Annotated in this window: 17 protein-coding genes; 12 read left to right on the plus strand and 5 right to left on the minus strand. The window is 70.8% G+C overall.

What is annotated here, in order from left to right; genetic code table 11:
- The first annotated feature begins 200 nt into the window (after positions 1–200).
- The 5 genes from dnaK to ACQPZK_RS00635 all read left to right on the plus strand — a co-directional run bounded on the left by dnaK (position 201) and on the right by ACQPZK_RS00635 (position 4,931).
- Positions 201–2,069 carry a molecular chaperone DnaK gene (gene dnaK, locus ACQPZK_RS00615; RefSeq protein ID WP_433536415.1) on the plus strand — a complete coding sequence of 623 codons (1,869 nt, stop codon included), beginning with the start codon at positions 201–203 and terminating at the stop codon, positions 2,067–2,069.
- A 47-nt stretch (positions 2,070–2,116) separates the two neighbouring features.
- On the plus strand, positions 2,117–2,875 hold the full coding sequence (gene grpE / locus ACQPZK_RS00620) for a nucleotide exchange factor GrpE (protein WP_433536416.1): 759 nt from the start codon (positions 2,117–2,119) through the stop codon (positions 2,873–2,875).
- 85 nt (positions 2,876–2,960) lie between these two features.
- Positions 2,961–4,148, plus strand: a complete 1,188-nt coding sequence (dnaJ, locus tag ACQPZK_RS00625) for a molecular chaperone DnaJ (protein ID WP_433536417.1) — start codon at positions 2,961–2,963, stop codon at positions 4,146–4,148.
- Between the two features lie 30 nt (positions 4,149–4,178).
- Complete coding sequence (locus ACQPZK_RS00630) at positions 4,179–4,619, plus strand: heat shock protein transcriptional repressor HspR (RefSeq protein ID WP_355048782.1); 441 nt, start codon at positions 4,179–4,181, stop codon at positions 4,617–4,619.
- A gap of 129 nt (positions 4,620–4,748) precedes the next feature.
- On the plus strand, positions 4,749–4,931 hold the full coding sequence (locus ACQPZK_RS00635; RefSeq protein ID WP_433536418.1) for a hypothetical protein: 183 nt from the start codon (positions 4,749–4,751) through the stop codon (positions 4,929–4,931).
- 170 nt (positions 4,932–5,101) lie between these two features.
- Here ACQPZK_RS00635 and ACQPZK_RS00640 read toward each other — a convergent pair whose 3' ends face one another.
- From ACQPZK_RS00640 to ACQPZK_RS00655, 4 genes are all read right to left on the minus strand, one after another.
- On the minus strand, positions 5,102–5,533 hold the full coding sequence (locus ACQPZK_RS00640; protein ID WP_355048464.1) for a hypothetical protein: 432 nt from the start codon (positions 5,531–5,533) through the stop codon (positions 5,102–5,104).
- Between the two features lie 209 nt (positions 5,534–5,742).
- Positions 5,743–6,948 (minus strand): cation:proton antiporter, encoded by a 1,206-nt coding sequence (locus ACQPZK_RS00645; protein WP_433536419.1) that lies wholly within the window; start codon positions 6,946–6,948, stop codon positions 5,743–5,745.
- A gap of 5 nt (positions 6,949–6,953) precedes the next feature.
- Positions 6,954–7,454 carry a cation:proton antiporter regulatory subunit gene (locus ACQPZK_RS00650; protein WP_421473916.1) on the minus strand — a complete coding sequence of 167 codons (501 nt, stop codon included), beginning with the start codon at positions 7,452–7,454 and terminating at the stop codon, positions 6,954–6,956.
- 153 nt (positions 7,455–7,607) lie between these two features.
- Complete coding sequence (locus tag ACQPZK_RS00655) at positions 7,608–7,835, minus strand: winged helix-turn-helix domain-containing protein (protein ID WP_433536420.1); 228 nt, start codon at positions 7,833–7,835, stop codon at positions 7,608–7,610.
- Between the two features lie 232 nt (positions 7,836–8,067).
- On the opposite strand from ACQPZK_RS00655, the gene ACQPZK_RS00660 reads away from it, so the two are divergent.
- Positions 8,068–8,325, plus strand: coding sequence for a hypothetical protein (locus tag ACQPZK_RS00660; protein ID WP_421473918.1), 258 nt, complete (start codon positions 8,068–8,070; stop codon positions 8,323–8,325).
- A 90-nt stretch (positions 8,326–8,415) separates the two neighbouring features.
- Here ACQPZK_RS00660 and ACQPZK_RS00665 read toward each other — a convergent pair whose 3' ends face one another.
- Complete coding sequence (locus ACQPZK_RS00665) at positions 8,416–9,549, minus strand: epoxide hydrolase family protein (RefSeq protein ID WP_433536421.1); 1,134 nt, start codon at positions 9,547–9,549, stop codon at positions 8,416–8,418.
- Positions 9,550–9,633: 84 nt separating this feature from the next.
- Here ACQPZK_RS00665 and ACQPZK_RS00670 point away from each other — a divergent pair, with 84 nt between their 5' ends.
- The 6 genes from ACQPZK_RS00670 (at position 9,634) to ACQPZK_RS00695 (ending at position 15,801) form a co-directional block, all read left to right on the plus strand.
- Positions 9,634–10,269, plus strand: coding sequence for a TetR/AcrR family transcriptional regulator (locus ACQPZK_RS00670; protein WP_433536422.1), 636 nt, complete (start codon positions 9,634–9,636; stop codon positions 10,267–10,269).
- Positions 10,270–10,354: 85 nt separating this feature from the next.
- On the plus strand, positions 10,355–12,946 hold the full coding sequence (clpB, locus tag ACQPZK_RS00675; RefSeq protein ID WP_433536423.1) for an ATP-dependent chaperone ClpB: 2,592 nt from the start codon (positions 10,355–10,357) through the stop codon (positions 12,944–12,946).
- Positions 12,947–13,047: 101 nt separating this feature from the next.
- Complete coding sequence (locus ACQPZK_RS00680; RefSeq protein WP_433536424.1) at positions 13,048–13,425, plus strand: hypothetical protein; 378 nt, start codon at positions 13,048–13,050, stop codon at positions 13,423–13,425.
- Between the two features lie 138 nt (positions 13,426–13,563).
- On the plus strand, positions 13,564–14,142 hold the full coding sequence (locus ACQPZK_RS00685) for a DUF4178 domain-containing protein (protein ID WP_433536425.1): 579 nt from the start codon (positions 13,564–13,566) through the stop codon (positions 14,140–14,142).
- Between the two features lie 90 nt (positions 14,143–14,232).
- On the plus strand, positions 14,233–15,072 hold the full coding sequence (locus ACQPZK_RS00690; protein ID WP_433536426.1) for a hypothetical protein: 840 nt from the start codon (positions 14,233–14,235) through the stop codon (positions 15,070–15,072).
- 72 nt (positions 15,073–15,144) lie between these two features.
- Positions 15,145–15,801, plus strand: coding sequence for a hypothetical protein (locus ACQPZK_RS00695; protein WP_433536427.1), 657 nt, complete (start codon positions 15,145–15,147; stop codon positions 15,799–15,801).
- Positions 15,802–15,811: the final 10 nt, after the last annotated feature.

Genomic DNA, 15,811 nt, shown 5'->3' on the forward strand with positions numbered 1-15,811 from the left:
ATGCAAGGGAAGACAACCGGACGGTAATAACGTCTGGGTTGCGTCGGGTCGGCTCAACCCGACTTGACGATTGGCTGACGCGTGGCACTATTGAGTCAAGTTCACTCAACTTGTGGTGGGGCCCGCTGCGGGCGGCGCCCGCCGAGCAGTCGCGGGCGGTGCCCGTCACCTGCACAACCTTACGAAGCGAGGAAGCGAAGATGGCACGTGCGGTCGGTATCGACCTCGGCACGACGAACTCCTGCGTCAGCGTTCTCGAGGGCGGTGAGCCCACCGTCATCGCCAACGCTGAGGGCTCGCGGACGACCCCGTCGATCGTCGCGTTCGCCCGTAACGGCGAGGTGCTCGTCGGTGAGGTCGCGAAGCGCCAGGCGGTGACCAACCCGGACCGGACGATCCGTTCGGTCAAGCGTGAGGTCGGCACGAACTGGTCCGTCGACATCGACGGCAAGAAGTACACCCCGCAGGAGATCTCGGCCCGGACCCTGATGAAGCTCAAGCGGGACGCCGAGGCGTACCTGGGCGAGCAGATCACCGACGCGGTGATCACCGTCCCGGCCTACTTCAACGACAGCCAGCGCCAGGCCACCAAGGAGGCCGGTGAGATCGCCGGCTTCAACGTGCTGCGGATCGTCAACGAGCCGACCGCGGCCGCCCTGGCGTACGGGCTGGACAAGGGCTCCAAGGAGCAGACCGTCCTGGTCTTCGACCTCGGTGGCGGCACCTTCGACGTGTCGCTGCTGGAGCTGGCCGAGGGTGTGATCGAGGTCAAGTCGACAAGCGGTGACAACCACCTCGGTGGCGACGACTGGGACCAGCGCATCATCGACCACCTGGTCAAGACGTTCCGTGGTGAGCACGGCATCGACCTCGGTCAGGACAAGATGGCCCTCCAGCGCCTCCGTGAGGCCGCCGAGAAGGCCAAGATCGAGCTGTCTGCCGCCACCACCACCAACATCAACCTGCCGTACATCACCGCCGGCTCCGCCGGCCCGCTGCACCTCGACGTGACGCTCAGCCGCGCCGAGTTCCAGCGGATGACGCAGGATCTGCTGGACCGCTGCAAGGGCCCGTTCGAGCAGGCCGTGAAGGACGCCGGGATCAAGATCTCCGACGTCGAGCACGTCATCCTCGTCGGTGGCTCGACGCGTATGCCCGCCGTGACCGACCTGGTCAAGCAGCTCACCGGCCGCGACCCCAACAAGGGCGTCAACCCGGACGAGGTCGTCGCCGTCGGCGCCGCCCTCCAGGCCGGTGTGCTCAAGGGCGAGGTCAAGGACGTCCTGCTGCTCGACGTGACCCCGCTGAGCCTGGGCATCGAGACCAAGGGCGGCATCTTCACCAAGCTCATCGAGCGCAACACCACCATCCCGACCAAGCGCTCCGAGGTGTTCACCACCGCCGACGACAACCAGCCGTCGGTGCTGATTCAGGTGTTCCAGGGCGAGCGGGAGATCGCGGCCTACAACAAGAAGCTCGGCACCTTCGAGCTGACCGGCCTCCCGCCGGCGCCGCGCGGCGTGCCGCAGATCGAGGTCGCCTTCGACATCGACGCCAACGGCATCGTGAACGTGCACGCCAAGGACCTGGGCACCGGCAAGGAACAGAAGATGACGATCACCGGCGGCTCCTCGCTGCCGAAGGACGACATCGAGCGCATGCGCCGGGACGCCGAGGAGCACGCGGAGGAGGACAAGCGTCGCCGCGACGACGCCGAGACCCGCAACGTGGCCGAGGCGCTGCAGTGGCAGACCGAGAAGTTCCTCGCCGAGAGCGGCGACAAGCTGCCCAGTGAGAACCGGGAGCAGCTCAACGAGGCGCTCGGCGAGCTGCGGGGTGCCCTGGGTGGCCAGGACATCGAGAAGATCAAGTCGGCGCACGAGAAGCTGGCGCAGGTCTCCCAGCAGGCGGGTTCGCTTCTCTACGCCCAGCAGGCCGAGCAGGGCCAGCCCGGCGGCGAGGCCGGCCCGGGTGCGACCGGCGCGACCGGCGCCACGGGCGGCACCCAGACCGGTGGGGCCGACGACGTGGTCGACGCGGAGATCGTGGACGAGGACGGCAAGAAGTGACTGCTCACCTCCGACACGTATCCACGGCGAAGGGATGAGGTAGCCGCATGACGCAGAAGCCACGAGCCGCCGACTCGGACGACACCGGGTCGACGCCGGGTGGCTCCGCGCCCACGGAGTCGAGCACCGACGCCGAGGAGCGGGTCGTCATCCGCAACAACCGCAAGCTCAGTGACGCGACGGAGCCGGAGGGCACCGCCGCCGACGCGGAGACCGGCGCACCGGCCGAGGGTCTGGTCGAGGACGCCGAGGTCGTGGTCGACGAGATCGAGGTCGAGGTCAACGCCACCGACGGGCCGGAATCCTCCGGTCCGCCGGTGGTGGACGCCCCGGCGCAGCCGGTCGACGGCGGCGGCACGGGCACCTCGCTCGGCGCCGAGCTGGAGGCGCTCCGGGCCGAGCTGGACGAGCGGACCAGGGATCTGCAGCGGGTGTCGGCGGAGTACGCCAACTACCGCAAGCGGGTCGACCGCGACCGTGCTTTGGTGCAGGAGCAGGCGACCGGTTCGGTGCTGGCCGCGCTGCTGCCGATCCTCGACGACCTGGACCGGGCACGGGAACACGGCGACCTGGTCGGACCGTTCGGAACGGTGGCGGACCAGCTCACCGGCGCGCTGGGCAAGTTCGGCCTGACCGCCTTCGGCGAGCAGGGCGACCCGTTCGACCCGACCCGGCACGAGGCCGTCGCGCACCAGACCTCGGCCGAGGTCAGCGAGCCGACCTGCGTGCAGGTCATGCGGCGCGGCTACCAGCTCGGTGAGCGGCTGCTGCGCCCCGCGCTGGTCGCGGTCGCGGATCCGGAATAGTGCGAGACGGTGACCGGGCCGTCCCGTCCACCGCGCGGCGGTGGGCGGGACGGCCGGGCCACGACGGTCGGAAGGGGGTGGAGCGGTGAGTTCGAAGGACTGGCTCGAGAAGGACTTCTACGCCGTGCTCGGCGTGGACAAGGCCGCCTCCGCCGATGACATCAAGAAGGCGTACCGCAAGCTGGCGCGGGAGTCGCACCCGGATCACAATCCGGGCGACCCGAAGGCCGAGGAGCGGTTCAAGGCCGTGTCCGAGGCGTACAACGTGCTGTCGGACACCGGCCGTCGCCGGGAGTACGACGAGATGCGGTCGCTGTTCGGTTCGGGCGCGTTCCGGCGCAACGCCCGGGCCGGCGGTCAGCCGGGCGGGATGCCGTTCGACGTCTCCGACCTGTTCGGCGGCGGCGCGGGCGGCGGAGAGCGCCGTTTCGGCGGCGGAGCCGGTTTCCAGGACCTGTTCAGCTCGATCTTCTCGGGCGGGCAGGCCGGTGGGCAGGCCGCTGCGCGGGGTCCGGCTCGTGGTCGGGACGTCGAGACCGAGGTGGCGCTCGACTTCGGCGACGCCGTGCGCGGGGTGACCCTGCCGCTGACGTTGCGAGCTCCCGGTGTCTGCGACACCTGTCACGGCAACGGCGCCAAGCCCGGCACGCAACCCCGCACCTGCCCGGTCTGCCACGGGGCCGGGGTCACGACCCGCAACCAGGGGTCGTTCAGCTTCTCCGAGCCGTGCGGCAACTGCCAGGGCGTGGGGACCGTGGTGGAGGAGAAGTGCCCGGAGTGCCACGGCAGCGGCGGGGTCACCAAGACCCGCACGATGAACGTGCGCTTCCCGGCCGGCGTGGCCGACGGCCAACGCATCCGGCTGGCCGGGCGCGGTGAGCCGGGCGAGCGTGGTGGCCCGGCCGGTGACCTGTTCGTGCACGTGAAGGTTCGCCCGGACGAGTTGTTCGGGCGTACCGGCGACGACCTGACGTTGACCGTGCCGGTGACCTTCCCGGAGGCCGTGCTCGGCACGGACCTGCGGGTGCCCACGCTCGACGGCGCGGTGACATTGCGGGTGCCGCCGGGCACGCCCAGCGGGCGGGTGCTGCGGGCCCGGGGCAAGGGCGTGGTCCGCCGCGACGGCCAGGCCGGCGATCTGCTGGTCACCCTGGACGTGGTGATACCCGCGCGGCTGACGGATGAGGCGCGGGCCGCGCTCGAGGCGTTCGCCGAGCAGAGTCCGCCGGCGGCGCGGGAACATCTCGACGCGCGTGTGCGTCGGGTCGGATAGTCCGGTGGGATGGACGCGGAGGTGAGCGGGATGTCGGGCGAGTTCCTCGGTTCGGGTGACCCTGCCTACGAGGCCAAGGTGCTCATGATCTCGGTGGCGGCACGGATGGCGGGGATGCACCCGCAGACCCTGCGCCAGTACGACCGGCTGGGGCTCGTGCAGCCCGGCCGGGCCGCCGGCGGTGGTCGTCGCTACAGCGTCCGGGACGTGGTGCTGCTACGCGAGGTGCAGCGGCTCAGTCAGGACGACGGGATCAACCTCGCCGGCGTCAAGCGGATCATCGGCTTGGAGCGGCTGCTGGAGCAGGCGCAGCAGCGGGTCGCGCGGTTGGAGGCGGAGCTGGACGCCGCGTACCGCCGGGTGGCCGAGCTGGAGTCGCTGGCCCGCTTTCCCGGTCGGGATCTGGTGCCGACCAACCGCACGTCCACCGCGTTGGTGGTCTGGCGTCCGCGCCGCAACACCGACCGCTGACCCACCTGTCGCTTCCTCGGCCCGGCCCGCGCTCCGATTTCCCGGCGCGGACCGGGCCGCTTCCGTTAACCTGTCGATACGGGGTCCAACCGGCTTAATTCGGGCCTACCGGCATGGCGAGGGGGAGCGATGGCGGAGCCGGCGAAGAAGGTCGCTCAGCGAACGGAGGAACGGCTGGAAGGTCTGGCCGACACCGTCCGCGAGAAGTTCGACAAGGTCACCGAGGGAACGTTCCGGGACCGGATCAAGGAGGGGCGCTTCGCCGAGCAGGGCGAGCCAACCCGACCAGAGACGGACCGCAAGCGCGACTGAAACCGGTGACCGACGTGCGGGCCGGGACCCACGGGGGGTCCCGGCCCGTTCGCCATGCAGGGCGCACCCGCCCCCGCGCCGATCTTGCACTTTGGTACGGTGAAATGCCCAGCTTGACCCAGTAAGTCGGGACAGAAAGTGCAAGATCGGCGCAATGAGGGGGCGCGAGCTCAGCCGAGGCGGCGGTTTTCGCGGACCAGGCCGCCTTCGCACCAGTCCCGGTAGACGAAGAGGTCCGGCCTCGCCAGCAGTACGCGGCCGTTGTGCGCCCAGATCCTCATCAGCTCGTCGCCGTCGCGCTCGGCCTGCTCCACGAGTTTGCGGAAGCGGCGCTTGGGATGAGCCCGGAAGTTCGTCCGGATGCCGTCGGCGGCGTAGATGTAGAGGCAGTGCAGCGCGAACCGCCGCGCCGGGCACGTCGGGTCCATGGCCAACTCGAACAGCGTCAACACCAGCCGGTCACCGGAGACCAGGAGGTCCCAGTCGGGCGGCATGGACGCCAATGGCACCGAATCCGGCTGGTACGCCCAAGCTCGCAACTCCGCCGGGCTCGGATCGACGGGGTTCGCGAAGCCGTGGAACGTCGACTCCTGCACGCTCACCGGCCAACCTTCCGCTATCGCCCGCGGGTGGCAACGCTGCCTGCGGACGCTGGCTGCTGGGGCGAAACGGTAACCCGCCGTTGGTTACTGCGGTAGTACCCGCAAGGCGCAATTCGGCATCCGTCGGCCGGCCCTGCCCGAACGCGCGTTCGGGTGTCCTGGCCAGCGCCGCTGTCCCACCTCGGCGGGCAGGACAGCGGCGGTGAACATCAGTCGTGAACGGGGATCGGTTCCCGCCGCTGGGCCAGCGCGCGGTTGCGCAACCACCGCTTGAACCACGGGAAGTCGGGCAGCCGGGCCAGGATCGGTCCGGTCACCACGGTGATGAGGACGTACGTCGCCGCGAGCGCCGCCAACCGCGGCTCGACACTGCCGGCCGCGACCGCGAGCCCGGCGATGACGATGGAGAACTCACCTCGGGGTACGAGCGCCAGACCGGCCCGCCAGCGACCGGGTTCGGCGATGCCGACCCGGCGGGCCGCCAGGTAGCCGGTGAGCGTCTTCGTGCCCATGGTGACCACGGCCAGCGCGAGCGCCGGCAGCAGCACCGGCGGGATGTCCTGCGGGCTGGTGGTCAGGCCGAAGAACACGAAGAACACAGCCGCGAACAGGTCCCGCAGGGGCGAGAGCAGCTCGGTGGCGTGGTGGGCCACCGGACCCGAGAGGGCGATGCCGACCAGGAACGCGCCGACCGCTGCCGACACCTGGAGCGACGCCGCGATGCCCGCGATCAGCAAGGTCAGGCCGAGTACGCCGAGCAGCAGCGCCTCCGGGTCCTTCGCCGACAGGGCGGACGAGATCAGGTGGCCGTACCGGATGGCGACCACCAGCACGATCAGCACCGTGCCCACCGCGATGGTGAGCGCGATTCCGCCGCCGAGCAGACCGGTGCCGGCCAGTACGGCGGTGACCAGGGGCAGGTAGAGCGCCATCGCCAGGTCCTCGATGACGAGCACCGAGAGGATCACGGGGGTCTCGCGGTTACCGAGCCGGCCCAGGTCGGCGAGGACCTTGGCGATCACACCGGACGAGGAGACCCAGGTGATGCCGCCGAGCACGAGGGCGGCCACCCAGTCCCAGCCGAGCAGCAGGGCGAACCCCGCCCCGGGCAGCGCGTTCAGCACCCCGTCGATCAGGCCGGCGGGTGCCGCCGAGCGCAGGTTGCCGACGAGCTCGTTGGCCGAGTACTCCAGGCCGAGCATCACCAGCAGGAGGATCACGCCGATCTCGGCGCCGACCGCGAAGAACTCCTCGCTGGCGTCCAGCGGCAACAGCCCGCCGTGCCCGAATGCGAGCCCGGCGAGCAGGTAGAGGGGGATGGGAGACAGGCCGAAGCGCCGGCTGAGCCGGCTCAGGAGCCCGAGGAGCAGGAGAAGCGCACCGACTTCGATGAGCAGCGTGGTGAAATCGTGCATCCGCCTCAGCCGTCCGGGTCACTGTCGGCGAGGATGGCGGACACACCGTCGAGACCTCTGCGGGTCCCGACGACGACCACCACGTCACCGGCGGCGAAGCGGAACGAGGGGAGCGGCGAGACGATCACCTCGCCGTCACGCAGCACCGCCACGATGGAGGCGCTGGTGCGGGTACGCGCCTTGGTGTCCGCGAGCGGACGGTTGACGTACCGCGACCCCGCCGGAATGGCGATCTGCTCGGTGAGCAGCCCAGCGGCCTGCTCGCGCAGTCCGGAGAGCTGACCGAGCATCAGCGACGCGCCGAGGATGTCGGCAAGCGCCTCCGCCTCGTCGTCCGTCAGCGGAATGTCCGCCTGGCAGGAGTCGGGATCGTCAGGGTCGTAGAGGACAAGATCACGGCGGCCATTGCGGTGGGAGACGACGCCCAGGCGGCGTCCGGACTCCGTCACCAGATCGTGGCGTACCCCGATCCCGGGTAGGGCGGTCTGCTCGACACGTACTCGCACCCGCCAAGGCTACCGCCAAGTTAACGGAGCGCAGATCTTGGACGCCGACCGGCGGCGCGGGCTTGATCCACACGACTTCGCCGATGTGGGGGTGTCCCGGTCGCTAGATGCCCCGACATCGGCGATCTCGTGTCGATCTAGAGCCGCTGACCGTCAGGAGATCGGTGGCTTCTCCGCTACGAATACACCGACGCCTTCCAGCGTCTCGGTTAGTCCGGTCGCGCGGAGGATCATCATGGCCTTGCCGACCACGGTGTCCGACACGCCGTATTCCTTGCAGAGCTGCGATCGGCTCGGCAGCTTCGTGCCGGGCGGCCACGTTCCTGATTCGATCTTCGTCCGTAGCTCGTCTGCGAGCACCTGGTACTGCTGCTTGGGCATACACACTCCCCGGATGGCACGCCCATTCGATCACGCGACCACCTACAACCTCAAGCAATCGGAGCCAGGTCGTTGACCTACAACCGCTACCGATTGTAGGTTCGGAGAGAACGCTTCCGGATGGCACTGGAGCGCTCACCGAGCCGGGGCGAGCTTCCCCCCGTTGTTCGTCCCGGCTCTGCCTTCCACCGCGAGGAGGACCGTCAGTCATGTCTCACCGATTGCGGCGGCGATGACCGGGCGCTTTGTCATTCACCTGCCGATCTCGGCGCCGGATCTGGCTCGCGCCAAGATGCTGGGCCGGACCGCCGGCCGGTCGTTGGCCTTCCTGGCCCGGATCGACCTGGGCGGAATCACCGTCTCGGCCGAGGACGATCAGGGCGTACGGCACTGGGTCTTCTGCGACCGGCGGCTGGACGGTGGCCGGCGCTGCGTGCTCCGCGCCGACCACGAGACGCCCTGCACGGCCCGCCTGCCCCGCCGAGCCTGATCGACTCGACATCACGGAAGTCGGGGTGTCCGGACTCCCAGGACACCCCGACTTTCGGGAAACCGAGTCGATCAAGCCGAGCCGAGCCGGTCAGAGCTGCGCGAAGAACTCGCGGATGTCGTCGACCAGGACGTCGGTCGCCTGGTGGGCGGCGTAGTGGCCGCCGACGTCGCCGCGCCCCTCGACGTCCGTGCCGTAGGCCGTCCAGCGGACGATGTTCGCGTGGTCCCGCTCGGCGAAGCGCCGGATGGACTGGAAGTCACCGGGGAACATGGCCACTGCGATCGGTGCCGTCGTCGGCTCGGCCGGCTGCTCCCCGGCGTGGGCGTCCTCCCAGTAGAGGCGGATCGCCGAGGCGGCGGTGCCGGTGAACCAGTACAGGGCCACGTTGGCCAGGACGAAGTCGGCGTCCAGGCTCTCGTCGAAGAGTTGCGCGTGCCAGGCCAGCAGGCCGACGGGCGAGTCGGCCAGCGCGTACGCCAGGGTCTGCGGCTGCTGGCTGTGCACCTGGTTGAAGGAGAACTTGTTCTCGTAGAACCACTGGAGGTGCGCCAGCGCCGCCTGGTCCGCCTCGGACAGGTCGGCGAACTCGGCCGGGTCGCCGGAGGGGAACGAGAAGATCTGGGTGACGTGCACGCCCAGCACGTGCTTGCGGTCGATCCGGCCCAGCTCGGGCGAGATCATCGAGCCGGCGTCGTTGCCGACGGCGCCGTAGCTGTCGTACCCGAGGCGGTTCATCAGCTCGGCCCAGGCGCGGGCCGTGCGGTGCCGGTTCCAGCCGGCGCTGCGGGTGGGGCCGGAGAACCCGAAGCCCGGCAGCGACGGGATGACCACGTGGAAGGCCGGCGCGGCCGGGTCGCTCGGCTCGGTGAGCGGGCCGATGACGTCCAGGTATTCGAGCACCGAGCCCGGCCAGCCGTGGGTGAGCACCAGGGCGGTGGCGTCCGGCCGGGACGACCGGACGTGCAGGAAGTGGATCTGCTCGCCGTCGATCTCGGTGACGAACTGCGGGTGGGCGTTGAGTCGGGTCTCAACGGCTCGCCAGTCGAACCCGTCGCGCCAGTGGTCGGCGAGCGCGCGGATCCGGTCGCCGCTCATCCCGTACGAGTCGCCGACGCCGGGCAGCTCGGCGGGCCAGATCGTGCGGCCCAGGCGGGCGGCCAGGTCGTCGAGGGCGGTCTGCGGGATCTCGACGCGGAACGGGCGGATCGCGGTGCCGGTCATCTCGGTGCTCCTTTGGAACGGAATGTTTCGTTCTGCACCACGGTAGCAGACCGGAACGATCCGTTCCAGTGCTAGGCTCAGGTCATGTCGACGAGACCTCTGGCCGGCCGCCGCGCCCAGGCCGCCCGCAACGACGAGGTGATCCTCGAAGCCGCCCGCGCCGTCTTCCTGGACGACCCGAAGGCACCGATCGCCGCCGTCGCGGATCGCGCCGGCGTGGGGATCAGCGCGCTCTATCGGCGGTACGCGGGCAAGGAGGCCCTGCTGCGTCAGCTCTGCCACGACGGGCTGCGCCGCTACATCGCCGTGGCCGAGGAGGCGCTCGCCGAGCCGGACGACTGGGCCGCGTTCGCCGGCTTCCTGTCCCGGGTGGTCGACGCCGACGTGCATTCGCTCACCGTCCACCTGGCCGGCACGTTCACGCCGACCGAGGAGATGGGCCGGGACGCGGTACGTGCCGGCGAGCTGGCCTCGACGCTCGTCGAGCGGGCGCACGCCAGCGGGCGGCTGCGCGCCGACGTGGTCGTACGGGATCTGGGGCTGGTGTTGGAGGGGTGCGCGGCGGTGCGCGTACCCGATGCGGAGCGGACCCGTCAGTTGCGCCGCAGGCAGCTCGCGGTACTGCTGGGTGGCCTGTCGACGACGCCGGACGCGGGCGCGCTCCCCGGCCCGGCGCCGGCCGCCGGCGAGTTCGACTGGCGGTGGCGACGCCGCGAGTGACGGGCGTCACACGGTAAGGTTGAGTGGAATACGCTCAACTCTGGTTGCGTCCAAGACAGTGGACAACGCCGATCCGGGGGAGCCCATGAACACCGAGAAACTCACCACCAAGAGCCGCGAGACCATCACGGGTGCCGTCTCCCTGGCCAACCAGCGTGGCCACGCGACCGTGGAGCCCTGGCACCTGCTGCTGTCCCTGCTCGACACCGAAGGCTCGACCGCCGCCGGTCTGCTGCGCGCCGTCGGGGCCGACCCCGCCGAGCTGCGCCGGGCCGCCGAGCGGGCGGTCGACGCCCTGCCGGCCGCGCGGGGCTCCAGCATCGCCGAGCCCACCCTGGCCCGCGAGTTCGTCAACGCCATCGGGGCCGCCGAGCAGATCGCCCGCCCGCTGGGTGACGAGTACACCTCCACCGAGCACCTGCTCGCCGGTCTGGCCCGCGTGGGCGGCGGGGTGTCGGCGGCACTCAAGTCGGCCGGCGCCACCGAGGAAGCCCTGATCGCGGCCTTCCCGACCGTCCGAGGCGGAGACCGGCGGGTCACCACCGCCGATCCCGAGCAGACCTACCAGGCGCTCAGCAAGTACGGCGTCGACCTCACCGCCAGCGCGCGGGACGGCAAGATCGACCCGGTCATCGGCCGGGATTCGGAGATCCGCCGGGTCATCCAGGTGCTCTCCCGGCGTACGAAGAACAACCCCGTGCTGATCGGTGAGCCCGGCGTCGGCAAGACGGCCATCGTCGAGGGTCTCGCCCAGCGGATCGTGGCCGGAGACGTGCCCGAGTCGCTGCGCGACAAGAAGCTGGTCTCGCTGGACCTCGGCGCGATGGTCGCCGGCGCCCAGTACCGGGGCCAGTTCGAGGAGCGGCTGAAGTCCGTCCTGGAGGAGATCAAGAACTCCAACGGGCAGGTCATCACCTTCCTCGACGAGCTGCACACCGTCGTCGGCGCCGGCAAGGGCGAGGGCTCGATGGACGCCGGCAACATGCTCAAGCCGATGCTGGCCCGCGGCGAGCTGCGGATGGTCGGTGCGACCACGCTCGACGAGTACCGCGAGCACATCGAGAAGGACCCGGCGTTGGAGCGCCGCTTCCAGCCGGTGCTGGTCGGCGAGCCGACGATCGAGGACACCATCGGCATCCTGCGGGGCCTCAAGGAGCGCTACGAGGTGCACCACGGCGTACGGATCACCGACGCCGCGCTGGTCGCCGCCGCCACGCTCTCCGACCGGTACATCACCGACCGGTTCCTGCCCGACAAGGCGATCGACCTGGTCGACGAGTCCGCGTCCCGGCTCCGGATGGAGATCGACTCCCGTCCGGTCGAGGTGGACGAGATCGAGCGGGCCGTGCGCCGGCTGGAGATCGAGGAGATGGCGCTGGCCAAGGAGCCCGACGCCGCCTCCGCCGAGCGGTTGGCACGGCTGCGTCAGGAACTGGCCGACAAGCGCGAACAGCTCACCGTGCTCTCCGAGCGCTGGCAGACCGAGAAGAGCCACATCACCAAGCTCTCCACCGCCAAGGAGGAGTTGGAGCGCCTGGGCGGCGAGGCCGAGCGGGCCGAGCGCGACGGCGAGCTGGAACGCGCCGCCGAGCTGCGGTACGGCCGTATCCCGGCCCTGAAGGTCGAGCTGACGCAGGCCGAGGAGGAGTTGGCGCAGCTCCAGGCCGACGGCGCGATGCTCAAGGAGGAGGTCGGCTCGGACGACATCGCCGCGGTCGTCGCCTCCTGGACGGGCATCCCGGCGGGTCGGCTGCTGGAGGGCGAGACGGCCAAGCTGCTGCGGATGGAGGAGTCGCTCGGCGGTCGGGTGGTCGGCCAGGCCGAGGCCGTGAGCGCGGTCTCCGACGCCGTACGGCGGGCCCGCGCCGGTGTCGCCGACCCGGACCGCCCGACGGGCAGCTTCCTCTTCCTCGGCCCGACGGGTGTGGGCAAGACCGAGCTGGCCAAGGCGCTCGCCGAGTTCCTGTTCGACGACGAGCGGGCGATGGTCCGCATCGACATGAGCGAGTACGGCGAGAAGCACTCCGTCGCCCGCCTCGTCGGCGCTCCGCCCGGCTACGTCGGCTACGAGGAGGGCGGCCAGCTCACCGAGGCCGTCCGCCGCCGGCCGTACTCGGTGATCCTGCTGGACGAGGTGGAGAAGGCGCACCCGGACGTCTTCGACGTGCTGCTCCAGGTGCTGGACGACGGTCGCCTCACCGATGGCCAGGGGCGGACGGTGGACTTCCGCAACGCCATCCTGATCCTCACCTCCAACCTCGGTTCGTCGGTGATCAGCGATCTGACGCTGGCCGAGGAGCAGCGTCGCGAGGGCGTCCTCGCCGTCGTCCGGTCGCACTTCAAGCCCGAGTTCCTCAACCGGCTCGACGACATCGTGGTGTTCGCGGCGTTGCGCGGGGACGATCTGCGCTCCATCGTGGACATCCAGCTCGACCGGATGCGACGCCGTCTGGCCGACCGGCGGCTCGGCCTGGAGATCACCGAGGCGGCGCGGGGCTGGCTGGCCGAGCACGGCTACGACCCGATCTACGGCGCCCGCCCGCTGCGCCGGCTGGTGCAGACGGCCATCGGAGACCAGTTGGCGAAGGCCCTGCTCTCCGGAACCATCCGGGACGGCAACACGGTCAAGGCCGACCTCAACTCCGACGGGAACGCCCTGACGGTCACGGCCGCCTGAGCCCCGCGATCAAGAGGTTTGCGTCATCGGGACGTCTTCCCATGACGCAAACCTCTTGATCAACAGGGTGAGAGGCGGGCCGACGGGGAAAGGAGTGGGGCATGTTCGGGATGAGTGGGTGGGAGCGGGACCTTCGTGCGGCGGCGGACGAGTTGATGACCGCCGACACGCTGGCCTTCGGCGGTGTGGGGTTCGCCGGTGAGGTGCTGCCGGTGACCGAGGCGTACCACCGCGTCGAGGCCGCACTCGACGAGCACCCCGAGGAGGTACGCCGGCAACTCGACCACCTGCTGGCCGAGGGCTCGCCCGCCGGCCGCGCGTACGCGGCGACGCTGCTGGAGCGGGTCGACCCGGCGGCCGCCCAGGCGATCTGGACGTCGCTGCGCGACGATCCCACCGAGTTCACCACCTTCGTCGGCTGCGTCATGGGCCGCTCCACCCTCGGCGACTACGCCACCCAACGACTCGCCGCAGCCTGACGATCGCCGCAGACCTCCACCATCGAGGGCCGTGTCCGGCGGCCCGTCGTGAGGAGCTGAGCTTTCGGTCACGACGCGACTCATTTCGGTGCGCCAGGTTGTTACCGTCTGCGCCGACGTACCTGGGGAGGTGGTCGGGTGGACGGGTCGCTGGCGTCCCTGGTGGGGGCCGTTGTCGTACTCATGACGGTCGTGCTCGTGGTCGTCCTGCGCGCCCGGCGGCGGGCCGCGGCCCGGCCCACCGGCCTCCCGCCGACCCGCCGCCTGGCGCCGGGTGATCGCGTGCGGATCCGCCAGACGGAGTACGTCGTGAGCGGCACCATCCGACTCGTCGAGGGCGACTGGACCTGGGTGCAGCACCTCCTCGACGACGCCTCCGGCACGCCGCACCGCCTCTCCGTGGAGGGCGACGGTGGCCCCGAACTGGAACTCGTCCTCTGGACCGCCGCGCCCGGCGCGACCGTCACCCCGGGCGCCCCGGAGATCGACCTCGGCGGGCGGCGGTACACCTGGGCCGAGACCGGGCAGGCGCGCTACACCGCCACCGGGGAGACCGGCCTGCCGGCGGCGGGGACGATGCGCTACCACGACTACGAGTCGGGTGGGCGTTCCCGGCTCTCCTTCGAGGCGTACGGCGAAGAGGGCTGGCGGGTCGCGCGCGGCGACCTGCTCGACCCGGCCGACCTGGCGATCCGACCGGCCGACGACGCGCGCTGAACGACCTCGCCGGGCGCGCCGCTTTCGTCACGGCATGCCGGAGTGGCCGGTTGCCGATACGGTGTGGGCCCGATCTAGGAAAGGAGAATCGTGGTCGACTCCCCGAGCACGCCGGCCCGCCAACGGCCCTCCACCGTGACGATTTCCAGCTACCTGCTCTACCTGTTCCTGGCGTGCCAGGTGATCAGTCTCATCATCACCCTCGCCACCATCGGCAAGACCCGGGACGTGCTCCGCGAGGCGTACGAGGGCAGCACCACCGAGGGCGCCGAGCAGGTCGCGAACTTCGTCTTCGCCTTCGGCCTCGGCGCCGCGATCCTCCTGCTCCTGCTGGCGGTCGTGCTGGGCGTGCTGGCCATCTTCAACAACCAGGGTCGTAACGGCGCCCGGATCACCACCTGGATCGTCGGCGGCATCATGGTCTGCTGCACGGGTGGCGGCCTGCTCAGCGGAGCGGGCGGCGGCTTCAACGCCGGTGGAAACAGCGGCGGCGACGCGCCGAGCCCCGACGAGATCCAGCGCCGCCTCGACGAGGCGCTGCCCTCCTGGATCACCCCGGTCAGCCTCCTGCTCGGTGTGATCAGCCTGCTCGCGCTGCTGGCGGCACTGATCCTGCTGGCCCTGCCGAAGTCCAACGAGTTCTTCCGCAAGCCCGCCGCCGCGTGGGAGCCGCCGACCCCGGGCGCCAGCTACCCGGCCTACCCGCAGGCGTCCGGCCAGCCGGGCTACCCGCAGGCTCCCGGCCAGCCCGGTTACCCGCCGGCCCCTGGACAGCCGTCGAGCGGGGAGCCGGCCTACCCGTCGACTCCCGGCCCGGCGTCCGAGCCGGAGCAGCCGACCACCCCACCGGCCAACCCGTCCACCTCGGACCGTCCGGACGACACCCCGCCGACGGACCGCCCCGGCACGACCCCGCCGTCGACGAGTTGATCCACGGATAAGCACGACGCCGAGGATCCCTCCGAGTAGGTTGCAACCCGACGCCTACCGGAGGGATCCGTCGTGTCGTACCCCGAACCGGCACCGCCCCGCCGGCCCGCCGTGGTCCTGGTGGCCACGGCCGTGCTGCTGCTGATGGCGGTCGGCGCACTCGCGTACGCCGCCGTCGACCTGGCGGTGCTGGGCCCGACGGTGGACGCTTTCCGCGCCGCGGCCCGGGACACCTCGGCCACCCCGCAGCAGATCGACGGCGTGGTGGCTCTGCTGCGTGCGTCGGCGGCGCTGACCGCGGTCGTCGCCGGACTGTCCGCGCCCGTGCTCGCCGGACTGGCCCTCGGACTGCTGACGGGTCGACGGGGCGTACGCGTGGCCACCTGGGTGGTCTGCGGGCTCGGCCTGCTCGCGGGCTGTTGCAGCGTGGCGGTGCTCGTGGGCGAACGCGCCGCGCCGCTGCGGCTGGGGGCCGACGAGCGGGCCACCGCCGAGTTGTTGGGTCTGCTCGCGGACGCGTACCCGTCCTGGTGGATTCCGCTCAATGCCGGGCTTTCCGTCGGACAGGCCCTCGGTTACCTTGTGGTAGCCGCGCTGCTGGTCCTGCCGGCGGCGAACGCCTGGTTCGGTCGACACCGCGTCGCGGCACCCACCGGACCGTCCGCGTTTCCGCCCGCGTCACACCAACCCCCGCAGGCGCCGGCCACGCCCCCGTACCCACCCAGGTAAAGGACCGCCC

The organism is Micromonospora sp. CA-249363 (genome assembly GCF_050950185.1).
Taxonomy (GTDB): domain Bacteria; phylum Actinomycetota; class Actinomycetes; order Mycobacteriales; family Micromonosporaceae; genus Micromonospora.

What these genes read in the sequence shown, in the direction of transcription:
- dnaK (WP_433536415.1), top strand. Translation starts at nt 201, where the DNA reads ATGGCACGTGCGGTCGGTATCGACCTCGGCACGACGAACTCCTGCGTC.
- grpE (WP_433536416.1), top strand. Translation starts at nt 2,117, where the DNA reads ATGACGCAGAAGCCACGAGCCGCCGACTCGGACGACACCGGGTCGACG.
- ACQPZK_RS00630 (WP_355048782.1), top strand. Translation starts at nt 4,179, where the DNA reads ATGTCGGGCGAGTTCCTCGGTTCGGGTGACCCTGCCTACGAGGCCAAG.
- ACQPZK_RS00635 (WP_433536418.1), top strand. Translation starts at nt 4,749, where the DNA reads ATGGCGGAGCCGGCGAAGAAGGTCGCTCAGCGAACGGAGGAACGGCTG.
- ACQPZK_RS00645 (WP_433536419.1), bottom strand. Translation starts at nt 6,948, where the DNA reads ATGCACGATTTCACCACGCTGCTCATCGAAGTCGGTGCGCTTCTCCTG.
- ACQPZK_RS00655 (WP_433536420.1), bottom strand. Translation starts at nt 7,835, where the DNA reads ATGCCCAAGCAGCAGTACCAGGTGCTCGCAGACGAGCTACGGACGAAG.
- ACQPZK_RS00660 (WP_421473918.1), top strand. Translation starts at nt 8,068, where the DNA reads ATGACCGGGCGCTTTGTCATTCACCTGCCGATCTCGGCGCCGGATCTG.
- ACQPZK_RS00665 (WP_433536421.1), bottom strand. Translation starts at nt 9,549, where the DNA reads ATGACCGGCACCGCGATCCGCCCGTTCCGCGTCGAGATCCCGCAGACC.
- ACQPZK_RS00670 (WP_433536422.1), top strand. Translation starts at nt 9,634, where the DNA reads ATGTCGACGAGACCTCTGGCCGGCCGCCGCGCCCAGGCCGCCCGCAAC.
- clpB (WP_433536423.1), top strand. Translation starts at nt 10,355, where the DNA reads ATGAACACCGAGAAACTCACCACCAAGAGCCGCGAGACCATCACGGGT.
- ACQPZK_RS00680 (WP_433536424.1), top strand. Translation starts at nt 13,048, where the DNA reads ATGTTCGGGATGAGTGGGTGGGAGCGGGACCTTCGTGCGGCGGCGGAC.